Raw genomic sequence first — 10,175 nt, forward strand, 5'->3', positions numbered from 1 at the left:
TTGGAATCGGGTCATTCCTTAAAGGAGAGAATAGATGTCTAAGAATCCTGCTGCCACTCCGGTAGCTCCTCGTAAGAAGCCGCCGATCCTTGCAATCACGCTTGCGATCGCGGCAGTGTTCCTGGTTGTGGCTATCGCCATCTCGTTTGGCGGAGACGATGTCGTCTTCGGGCCGGACGGTACGGCTCGCCTGACAGGAGCTACGGCCGACCAGTGCCAGCAGGTGGTCTACTACTATGCGCCCGGTGCGGATGTGCAGCTGGCCACAGAGGCTTTGTTCGCAGCCATCAGGCGGGTCGAGGGCGTAGCTGAGGTCATCGCCTTCCAGAACCCCCCGAGTATCATCATCAACTTCTGCGGGTCCGCGATCCAGGAGCCTGCGATTCGTGCCGCTCTTGAGCCCACCGGGTTCCTTGCCCCTCCAGGGGTTGGAGGACCGGTTGGTACGGGAGTCCCCGCGACAGTGCCGCCCGTACCCGGTGCGCCTGTGCCCGTACCCGCGCCCGTAGCCCCAGCGCCTGCACCCGGTGCGCCTGCACCTGCGCCATCGGCCCCGTCCACTCCGTAAGCACCCTAAGTTTCCCGGCACCGGCTCTTGCACCTCCCCGCAAGGTCGGTGCCGGGCCCTTTTAACCGGCGTGTCAGAGGCGTGTCAGACCCATGTGATATCGTTCTTCACATGAAAAGACTATCGAAATCCAGGTATCAAAAAGGGCTTCAGTGCGAGAGGGCACTGTGGCTCACGGTCCACAACCCCAGCGTTGCCGATCCCATCACGGAGTCCCAGCAGTGGATCTTCGATCAGGGCTCGACTGTGGGGCAGTTGGCGCAGTCCCTCTTCCCCGGCGGCGTCGAGGTCACAGAGGACCACTTCCAGACCGCCCAGGCTTTGGTGCGGACCCAGGAGCTGATCGCTTCAGGTGCCGCGGTGCTCTACGAGCCAGCGTTCGAGTTCAACAACGTGCTCGTCAGGGTCGACATCCTTGTGCGGGTCGAGCCGGGGGTCTGGGATCTCTATGAGGTGAAGTCGGCTTCTTCGGCCAAGGAGCAGTTCGTGACCGACGCGGCTATCCAGACCTATGTGGTCGAGGGCGCGGGCTTGAGTGTCAGGACCGCAAACGTGGTGCACATCGACAACCAGTATGTCCACGATGGCGGAGAGTACGACCCCGCCAAGATCTTCGCCATCGTTGATGTGACAGATGAGGCTCGCCTGCACATCGTTGGAGTTCCGGACATGCTCGGCTACATGCAGCAGATGCTCACGGGGCCAGAACCCGACATCAGGATCGGATCGCGCTGCAGGAAGCCATACACTTGCTCTTTCGCGGGGCACTGCCACGCGTTCCTGCCGTCGGAGAATCCCATCACGGACCTGCCCAGGCTCTCGGAGAAGGCCTGCAACGCACTGCTGGACGCCGGAATCCTGGCGATCGACCACATACCGTCAGGCTTCGCTGGGCTTAGCGACAATCAGGCCCGAGTGGTCGAGGTGGTGCGCAGCGGCAAGCCGGAGATCAACGCGGAGGGCCTGCATAAGGACCTGGGCGCACTCCAGTGGCCGGTCAAGCATCTGGACTTCGAGACGATCATGCCAGCGCTGCCGCTATGGGCCGGGGTCCGGCCTTACGAGGCCGTACCGTTCCAGTACTCGATCCACATCCACGAGCAGGATGGCTCGGTCTCGCACCGCGAGTTCCTGGCGCCAGCTGGCGAGGATCCCAGGCGGGCACTAGCCCAGCGCATGCTCGAGGACTTGGGCGACTCCGGTTCGATCATCCACTACAGCTCCTACGAGCGTAAGATACTGACCGCGCTTTCCGACTGGCTCCCGGAGATGCAATCGGAGTTCGAAGCGGTGATGGGACGCATGTTCGACCTTGAGAAGATGGTCCGCGCGCGCCTGAAGCACCCCTTGGATTGCGGGCGGACCAGCATCAAGTTCGTGCTGCCTGCATGGTGCCCGGAACTCACCTACAGTGAGCTCGACGTCAAGGACGGCCAGACCGCCAGCGTGAGGTACCTCAGGATGGCGATGGGACTACTCGACGAGCAGGAGGCTCAGAAGCTCAACGAGGACCTACTGGACTACTGCCGCCTGGACACCTACGCCACCGTGCGGCTGCTGGAGGAGTCTCGGCGATTCGCAGACGAGTGGGTCAGCGGCAGGAGTCGCGGCGCATAGCCGTCACGGTTTCGACTCGCCATGCGCTTTTAACCCGCCGGCGTTGCCCACGAGCCACCACGAGATGCCCAGCGCTAGCAACAAGACAGCAAGTCCCAGCGAGCTTGCAAGGACGTCACCCTGTGGCTCGAACACGATGAGCTTACGTGCGAGCGCCACGAGGGCGGCCTCGAAGACTATGGGGATGACGTTGCGGTGTGTGATGTAGGCCAGAGCGACCCTGAAGAGCTCGATCACGATGAAGACTTCCAGGACCCGGGAGATCAGGAGCGTGAAACTCTCGCGGTCGAAGCCCAGACCATCCGTAGCCTCACCGAGTACGTCGAAGCCCAATGCCACCACAAGCATGATGGCCACAACGATGAGTGCCGCCGAGACGAACAGTTCGAGCGCCGACACGAAACGCTCCAGTTGTTTTTCGATCATTGGGTTCCCTCCAGCTACGATTTCCGGCAACGATGATTCTATCATCTTGACGGGAAAAGGGGTGCAAGGCCTAGGGTGCGGTATAGTGTCCGGACATGACGATGTTTAGCCGTGTCCGGAAGGAGACGCATCTTGCAGGTGACACTAGCGGTGCTGGCTGACTGGGCCGCCACCACGGATCAGGGAAAACTGGTGATCGCGGGCGTGTTCGAGACGATCAACGCTCCGGCGTTGCCCGCTACTCACCCTATGATGGCGCTTGCCCTGCGCCTTGCAGCCGACCCCGGTGAGTCCAGCAACCACCGGCTGACGTTGCGCCTTGTCGACCCCGACGGTGACGAGGTCATCCCGGCGCTCGATGGAGACATATCCTTCGGGGAGATACACCCGCAGGAGGGCGGTCGCGCTCAGGTGATACTGAACATGCCGGGCGTCCTGTTCTCCAAAGCCGGTGCTCATAGCCTCGAAGTACTCGTTGACGGCCGACTCGAGCATTCAATCGACCTGTTCGTCAGGCTGACGCCGCTAAGCGATGAGGGACTCTCGGGCCACCAACTCCACTAGAGCAGTCGGCCCGCAAGCCTCGCTAGCGAGTTGCGGAACCGCTCCAGTGCCCCGATGCGGGCTAGGTCCTCGAGCGTGACTTCTCGGCAGTGGGCGAGGTCTTGCTCGAAGGTCTCCTCGGCGAGTCGGGCCTGCTGCTCGTCGTAGATGAACACCATGAGCTCGTTGTGAAGCGAGAAGCTGCGGGTGTCGATGTTCGCGGTGCCCACCGCGCAGACCTTGGAGTCGATCGCTATCGCCTTCACGTGGAAGAAGCCGACTTCGTACTGGTAGATGCGGACTCCGGCGCGCAGCAGGCGTGACATCATCGAGTGCGCGGCCCAGTATGGCAGGCGCTTGTCCGCGACGCCCGTCATGATGACGCGCACGTCCACGCCCGAAGACGCCGAGATCGCCAGTGCGTCGGAGATCGAGTTGTCCGGCACGAAGTAGGGCGACTGGATGCGCACGGTCTCCTCGGCTTTGGCGATCGCGAGCAGGTACGCGTGGCGGATCGACTCCCAGGGGGTGTCGATGCTGGAGTGGGCGAGGTGCAGCATCGAGCCGGAGGCGCCGGTCGCCGGGGGCGGGAAGTAGCTCAGGCGGAAGAGCGACTCGCCGCGCGCTTCGAGCCATCTGCCTGCGAAGAGGCGCTGCAGCTCGGCGACGAACGGGCCGGTGATGCGCATGTGGGTGTCGCGCCAGGTGTCGAAGCGCTTGCCGCCGTCGATGTACTCGGCGCCCATGTTCATGCCGCCGGTGTAGCCCACCCGGCCGTCGATGACCGCTATCTTGTAGTGGTTGCGGTAGTTGATCTTCGAGAGTGACAGTATGTCCGCGACCACCTTGGCGCCCGCGCGTTTGAGCTGCCGCATCTCGCTCTTGCCATACGCTATGCTGCCGATGAAGTCGTACATGATCCTGACCTCGACTCCCGCGGCCAGCCTGTCGAGGAGGATCTCGGTGACTTCGGCGGTCAGGGAATCCTGCTCCCAGATGAAGTACTGCAGGTGGATGTAGTGTGTGGCTTGGGCCATGTCGGCCTTGAGCGCGTCGAACTTCTGCTGGCCGCACGTCATGACCTCGACCGTCTGCGCGGGGATGGGCATCGTGCCGTTCTGTTTTTGGATGAGCTCGATCAGCCGGTCGATGTAGTCGTCGCGCACGGCCTCGACGAGGTCACGGGCCTCCTCGGCGTACTGCTGGTATGTTGGGCCCAGCGCGGCGTCGGCGAGTCTTTCCGTTTTCTGGACGATGCGACTGTGCCGGCGGATGCGCCGCCAGTTGCGGCCCCAGAAGAAGTACAGCAACAACCCGAGGCCCGGCAGGACAATCAGGACGATGAGCCACGCAAGGGTGGTGCCGGTGTCGCGCTCTTCATCGGTGATGAGGAGCACGATCACCAGCAGTGCGATGATGATGTAGATCGCTTCGGCGAGCGGGATGTGCGGCATGGTTCGATGATACCCGCGTTGCGGGGGGTTCAGGAATATTTTCTTCAAGCCGAAACCTTAATGGGGCTGTTTGCGTTCTTATGGGTGAATGAGCAACAGACATGCGCCTCTCGGGCTTGACCCGGGAAGCCCTGAACAACAAAGGAGGTTGACCGCGATGAAGAGATCGATGCTGACTAAGGTGCTCAGTGTGGCCTTGACGATCGTTCTGCTCGCGCCGGCCGCCGCATTCGCCAGTACGTGCGATTGCGATGCGCCCAAGGACCCTGCCGCTGCAGCAGAAAAGCGTGAGCGTGAGCGCGCAAAAGATGCTGCCGAGCGTGAGTTCGAGGAGAAGCAAGACGCTGCCGAGCGTGAGTTCGAGGAGGCCCAAGAGGCCCGCGAGCGTGGCCGCGGCAGCGATGCGGGCGTCTCCGAGCGTGATTTCGATCGGGCGCAAGATGCTGCCGAGCGTGAGTTCGAGGCCGCCCAAGAGGCCCGCGAGCGTGAGTTCGAGCGCGTCCAGGAGGCCCGAGAGAAGTCTGACGACGCCAAGAAGTATCGTGACCGCAACAAGGACAAGGCCAAAGGCCGTCCGGATTGGGCTGGCAAGGACAAGGACGATGACTATGATCACGTGATCGTCCCGCCGGTGGTAGGACTTCCGGATGATGGTTCGGTCGGTACCACACCCTCGGTGGATGCCACACCGGTGGTCGATCCTGAGAAGCTGACCGGCCTGGCCAATGCACTGTCAAGGATCCAGCGCAACATCGAGCGTGCGGAGGCCAAGGTCGCCGCAGGCCAGAAGGAGCAAGTCCCACCCGGGCTGTTGCGAGTCCTCGAGAAGTTCCTGGCATGGCTCGGATTGGCACCTGTCGATCCTGCCCCGCCGGCGGACCCTGTAGACCCAACGCCTGATCCTTCCGAGGAGCCCACGCCTCCTGTGACTCCTCCGGCCCCTGTGCCAGTCGCCTCGACTGTCTCGGCGATCCTGGCAGCCCCGGTTGTCGGCCAGAGCGTGATCCTGACCGGCGAGATCGTGTCGATGCCAGCGTACGATGACTTGATGCTCAGCGACGGTACAGGAACGATCTTCATCGACGGCGATAGCGACTTCGGTACCTTCGCAGTCGGCGATCGAGTCCAGGTCACAGGCTGGGTCTACTTCGAGGACCTGCTTGGACGCTGGGAGATCCAGGCCACAGGCGTGCAGCTGCAGTAAGCTGAAACGCTGACAGGACCCGAGTCGGAAGTGCAGTGGGAGGCCCCTGAAAGGGGCCTTCTGCTATTCTTGCGTGTGCGAACGCAAACAATGGCTCCATCTCGCAAAGGAGGCCGATCGATGACCAAACCCTTCAGTCCAGCAGTGCGACTCGCGATCCTTGCCGGGGCCGCGGCCTCGTTCGCCGGAGCGCTGATGCTCACGCAGGTGATACCGCCTGTGGTCGGACTCGGCGAAACGGTGCGCCTCCCCATCTTCCACGGTGCTTCGACCTGGGTGAACCTCGGGGCGTTCACGCTGCTGGGCATCTCGGCAGTGGCCTATCTGCTGCTGCGGGCTCCTCGGCTGTATGCCTGGGTAGCCGGATTCCGCTTCGTGGGGGCCACCATGTGGATCGCGAACATGGCCTTAGGAGCGGTTGCTGCGAAACTGACGTGGGACTTCACCGGCTCTCCCGCGAACCCGCTCGTGGTCATGCAGGCCGACCCTAGGCTGATGATTCAGTTGCAGCTGGTGCTGTTGGTCTCGGCGTTGCTGATCGCCGGGTGGCTTGTTGAGAACGACCGCTGGCGTGCCGTGATGGACGTGGCCTTTGTGGCTGTGATGTGGTTCCAGCTCGGTTCGGTCCTGGTGTCGGAAGAAGCGCGGGTGCTGCACCCCGACAATCCGGTGATGAACTCAGGCCCCGAGATACAGCTACCGTTCTTCGCTATCCTCGCCGCGTTGTCGCTTTCGATCCTGCTGCTCGTGGTGCTGGTGCAGGATCAGGTCACGCGATCGAGGCAGGCGAAGGCATCTGCCGAAGTGGCTACCACAGCTGACTGAGCCCGGGCACGCTTGAACGGGGAGTGAGTGAGAGCGCGTCGGCGCGGCAGGCCGAGCGACAGACGCCGCAGCCCCAACAGTCGACCGCGCGCAGCACAGCCGGCGCACCCTTCGACGCGGGCGGATCGAACGCGAAGAACGGGCAGCGCTTCACGCATGCGCCGCATCCGGTGCACTTCTCCTTGTCGAGCACGGCCACGTACTCGCCGCGCCACATCGTTTTGATGTTGTGGCCGACGTTCATGCGCATAGCCAGGCAGCCGCTTTCCATGTCGCAGTTGCAGATCGCACCAATGAGCGGTGACTTGAATGTCCACACCGAGTGCATGAGCCCGTCGCGCTCGCACTCGCGCAGCAACTCGAGCGCCTGCTCCTTGGTGAGCCGCTGCAGCGGGGCGACGTCGGGGCCGGCGTCGAATCCTGCGACGACCTCGCTCAGCGCCGAGTCGTTGGGGTGCGTGGTCACAGCGAGGCACACTGCGTTGTCTGGCTTGCCAGCGTGGGTGCGGCAGATGCACGGCAGCCGCACGATCGAGGTCGCGATGTCGAAGATCCGCTCGCACTCCTCGATCGGCACCGGCTGACCGAAGTGATGCTCCTCCTGGCGGGCGGTCACGCGCGAGCGGATGGGATCGGCGAGCTTGTTGGGCAGTACATCCAGCACCTTAGCGCCGAGCAGAGCCTTCGGGCGCATCGTCTTGAAGCCCTGAGCGAACTCGATCATGTACCCGCGACGCTCGAGGTCGGCATCTAGGTCGGCGATGTAGTTCTCGGCGCGCAGGTACCACAACTTGCCATCACCGTGCTGGGTGCAGAAGCGACACATGAGGGCTCCTCGGCGGGTAAAGGGCGGTCAGGCGGTCAGGCGGTGCCGTTCATCGCAAAAAACTACACGCTCGTCAGTCGCAGGCCGATGATAAGCGTAACAGCAAGACAGACTGGCCGGTGACAGTATAGGGCATAGGGCGGAAGTGGTGGCACAGTGAACATGATCGCGCTGCAAAAGGGCCTGGCCACAGCCGCCGAGCATGCGGACGGCGAGCACAGTGAGCTCGTCAAGTTGCTGATGAACTCGAGATGTAATGCCGAGGCGAGCCTGGCGGTCGGGATGTTGCGGGAGAGCATGCCCGAGGCCCATCTGGTGTCGCTATGCAATCTACGTGAGTTGATCGCCGAGCTGCCCAGCGAATCCTTCCTGATCCCCGAGCGTCTCGAGATGCTCGGTCGCACGCTGGGTTATCTGGCCGAGGGCGACACGTGGCACCTGGAGTTCGGCGATGCCCAGGCCCGGCGATGCTTGGAGTTCGTCGGCGACGGGAACCGGGTTGACTCGGTCAACCTGCACTGCGCATGGGGTTCGGCGTCGCTGGCCGGGGTGGATTCGGATTTCCTCTCGCCTGGGATGGCCGAGGCTCTGCTGACCGACACGCTTTGGGGTGAGAAGCTGGTCCAGGCCCTGTTGACCCTGGGCATGCCCCTGTCGCCGAAGTTCTACATGTGCGTGGATGATTACATGTTCGAGAACGCGGGGGCTGCGCTCGACGATATCAAGGCGATGTTCTAGGAGAACTGATCGCGCAACTCAGGGTCACAATCGTGTATCTTGATGGTGTGATAATCGAATAAGCGTCATCGGGTGCCCGTGAACCGAAGCCGTGGAGCGGACTGGGGAGCGGGAGAATAGGGAAGCTGGTGAGATTCCAGCACGGACCCGCCACTGTGATGCGGCCTGCGAAAGAGCGCAGCGTCGCCAAGTCAGGAGACCTGCCCGGTGATTGCGATGCGGCCTTCGAGGAGAAGAGGCTTGATCGCGGTGCACTCGCTTCAGGGCGGCGGCACCCGGACAAGACTGATGCTCGAAGACCCGCCTCACCACTGAGGTGGGTCTTCGCATTGGGGCCGCAAGACCAGGAAGGAGTTGTTCGTGGTAGACAAACTTCGGAAATCAGGGCTTTTGGCGGTAGTGGTGGTGATGCTGGCGGTGGCGCTCGCGCTTGTCGGCTGTGCTGCCCCCAGCGACGGCGGGAACGCAGGCACCACCGCGCCCGAGCCGCAGGAGACAGGCTTCCCGATCACGGTGGTCGATGATGCCGGCCGAGAGGTCGAGATAGCAAGCGAGCCGATGCGCATCGTGTCGCTGGCTCCGTCGAACACCGAGATCGTGTACTCGCTGGGCATTCTCGAGCGGCTTGTGGGAGTGACAACCTTCGATGACTATCCGGCCCAGGTCGCCGAGATCGACAAGGTAGGGGACTTCATCACCCCCAACCTTGAGGCGATCGCCGCGCTCGAGCCCGATCTCGTGCTCGCCACCACAGGCATCCAGTCCGACGTGATCGAGCAGATCGAGGCTATGGGCGCTGTCGTGGTCGCGATCGACCCGCAGACGCTTGAAGCGCTATTCACGTCGATCCAGACTGTCGGGGATGCAACCGGCCAGGGTGCTGCTGCCGAGGAAGTCGTCGCTGGCATGCAGGCTGATCTCGGCGAGATCACCTCGGCGATCGGCGAGCGGGAGCCGGTGCGCTGCTTTGTCGAGATCTCGCAGAATCCGCTGTTCACGGCTGGTGCCGATACGCTTCTCAATGATCTGATCAGCGCGGCCGGTGGCCAGAACGTCATCACTGTTCCGGGCTTTGGCGCTTACTCGCTGGAGCAGATCGTGACCGATGACCCCGAGGTCTACCTCGCGACCAAGGGCTCGATGAGCGACCCGGCCGATCTCGCGAAGCGCCCCGGGTTCGCCAACCTGGCCGCGGTTCGCAACGATCGCGTGTATGTACTCGATGACAACCTGGTCTCGAGGCCCGGCCCGCGTGTGGTCCAGGGCGTGCGTCAGATCGCCGAAGCCCTGCACCCCGACGCCTTCCAGTAGGACACGCGTCGCCATGACCGCCCGGGTCCGACCCCAGGCCGCCGAGGAGCAGCTTGAAGCCGCGCGTGTGTCGCCGGCGCTGGCGATCGGCGTGCTGCTCGCTGCGCTCGGTGCAGCGCTTCTGGCGGCGGTCGGATTCGGGGCGGTCTCGGTTCCACCTGCCGATGTGCTCGCTGCGATTGGGCGGGCACTCTCCGGTGTGGCCGGGCCCGTGTCCGACAACGTCATCCTCGGCATACGGCTGCCCCGGGCGGTGCTGGCCGCGCTCGTCGGAGCCAGCCTCGCGACTGCGGGCGTGATCTATCAGGCGCTCTTCAGGAATCCGCTCGCCGACCCCTACATCCTGGGCGTCTCAAGCGGCGCGGGTTTGGGCGCGATGACGGTCATCGTGGGGACCGCCGGCGTGACCGGGCTGCGATACCTGGGAGTCCCGGCGGGCGCGTTTCTCGGCGCGTTGCTGACGGTCGTGCTGGTCGTGCGACTCGCATCGATGCGAGGACGCCTCGAAGTGACGTCGCTGCTGCTGGCCGGTGTCGCGATCTCGTACACGCTGGCGGCGGTGACGTCGTTCATGATGGTGTTCGCCAAGGAGTCGATGGCGACGATCGTGTTCTGGATGATGGGCGGGCTCTCCGGCGCGTCGTGGCAGTACGTGGTCACGCT

General features: G+C 63.4%; 11 protein-coding genes and 1 riboswitch. Of the genes, 8 read left to right on the forward strand and 3 right to left on the reverse strand.

Annotated features, from left to right (window positions below; genetic code table 11):
• The first annotated feature begins 34 nt into the window (after positions 1-34).
• Both M1617_07175 and M1617_07180 read left to right on the forward strand, forming a co-directional pair.
• Positions 35-568: a hypothetical protein gene (locus M1617_07175; protein ID MCL5888050.1), complete on the forward strand. Its 534-nt coding sequence runs from the start codon at positions 35-37 to the stop codon at positions 566-568.
• A 111-nt stretch (positions 569-679) separates the two neighbouring features.
• Positions 680-2,185: a DUF2779 domain-containing protein gene (locus M1617_07180; protein MCL5888051.1), complete on the forward strand. Its 1,506-nt coding sequence runs from the start codon at positions 680-682 to the stop codon at positions 2,183-2,185.
• Between the two features lie 3 nt (positions 2,186-2,188).
• On the opposite strand, the gene M1617_07185 is transcribed toward M1617_07180, so the two are convergent.
• Positions 2,189-2,611: a phosphate-starvation-inducible PsiE family protein gene (locus M1617_07185; protein ID MCL5888052.1), complete on the reverse strand. Its 423-nt coding sequence runs from the start codon at positions 2,609-2,611 to the stop codon at positions 2,189-2,191.
• Positions 2,612-2,743: 132 nt separating this feature from the next.
• Here M1617_07185 and M1617_07190 point away from each other — a divergent pair, with 132 nt between their 5' ends.
• Positions 2,744-3,175 (forward strand): hypothetical protein, encoded by a 432-nt coding sequence (locus tag M1617_07190; GenBank protein MCL5888053.1) that lies wholly within the window; start codon positions 2,744-2,746, stop codon positions 3,173-3,175.
• Here the strand turns inward: M1617_07190 and cls are convergent.
• On the reverse strand, positions 3,172-4,656 hold the full coding sequence (cls, locus tag M1617_07195; GenBank protein ID MCL5888054.1) for a cardiolipin synthase: 1,485 nt from the start codon (positions 4,654-4,656) through the stop codon (positions 3,172-3,174). The two genes, M1617_07190 and cls, sit on opposite strands and share 4 nt — an antisense overlap.
• 109 nt (positions 4,657-4,765) lie before the next feature.
• Between cls and M1617_07200 the strand changes: the two genes are divergently transcribed.
• Positions 4,766-5,812 (forward strand): hypothetical protein, encoded by a 1,047-nt coding sequence (locus tag M1617_07200; GenBank protein ID MCL5888055.1) that lies wholly within the window; start codon positions 4,766-4,768, stop codon positions 5,810-5,812.
• A 120-nt stretch (positions 5,813-5,932) separates the two neighbouring features.
• Positions 5,933-6,637, forward strand: a complete 705-nt coding sequence (locus M1617_07205; GenBank protein MCL5888056.1) for a hypothetical protein — start codon at positions 5,933-5,935, stop codon at positions 6,635-6,637.
• Here M1617_07205 and M1617_07210 read toward each other — a convergent pair.
• A complete protein-coding gene (locus M1617_07210) occupies positions 6,621-7,463 on the reverse strand; it encodes a 4Fe-4S binding protein (protein ID MCL5888057.1) in 843 nt (280 codons plus the stop codon). The two genes, M1617_07205 and M1617_07210, sit on opposite strands and share 17 nt — an antisense overlap.
• Positions 7,464-7,625: 162 nt before the next feature.
• Here M1617_07210 and M1617_07215 point away from each other — a divergent pair, with 162 nt between their 5' ends.
• From M1617_07215 to M1617_07225, 3 genes are all read left to right on the forward strand, one after another.
• Positions 7,626-8,201 carry a hypothetical protein gene (locus M1617_07215; GenBank protein ID MCL5888058.1) on the forward strand — a complete coding sequence of 192 codons (576 nt, stop codon included), beginning with the start codon at positions 7,626-7,628 and terminating at the stop codon, positions 8,199-8,201.
• Between the two features lie 53 nt (positions 8,202-8,254).
• Positions 8,255-8,424: riboswitch (cobalamin riboswitch) on the forward strand.
• A 137-nt stretch (positions 8,425-8,561) separates the two neighbouring features.
• A complete protein-coding gene (locus M1617_07220) occupies positions 8,562-9,512 on the forward strand; it encodes a cobalamin-binding protein (protein ID MCL5888059.1) in 951 nt (316 codons plus the stop codon).
• Between the two features lie 13 nt (positions 9,513-9,525).
• A partial coding sequence (locus tag M1617_07225) for an iron ABC transporter permease (GenBank protein ID MCL5888060.1) occupies positions 9,526-10,175 on the forward strand: 650 nt, incomplete at its 3' end.

Source organism: Actinomycetota bacterium, assembly GCA_023488435.1.
GTDB lineage: Bacteria > Actinomycetota > Coriobacteriia > Anaerosomatales > UBA912 > UBA912.